Below are 263 nucleotides of genomic sequence, written 5' to 3'. Positions count from 1 at the left end.
CCCGTGCATCGCCTGCCGCCCGAATGGCGTGACCGCCCCGCCCCGGTGGCCGAACCGCCGCGCCCCATCGCGGCCACCGCGCTGGGCGGGGCCAAGGTTCTGGCCGGCGGGCCGGTGCAAGAGGATGCCATGGCGGCGGGGACACGGGTTCACCTTTTGCTGGAACATCTGCCGCATCTGCCGCGCGGCGACTGGCCCGAGGCCGCCCGCGCCGCGCTGGCCGGATCAGAGCTTGGCCTGCCCGAGAGCGACACGCTGACCGC

General features: G+C 75.7%; 1 pseudogene. It reads left to right on the top strand.

The annotated features are described in order from the left end of the window. Positions 1–263, top strand: a pseudogene (locus tag RMT89_RS43665) (hypothetical protein); the annotation flags it as partial.

The organism is Streptomyces sp. P17 (assembly GCF_032436805.1).
Lineage (GTDB): Bacteria > Actinomycetota > Actinomycetes > Streptomycetales > Streptomycetaceae > Streptomyces.
This window is presented reverse-complemented; position numbering and strand designations above follow the sequence as displayed.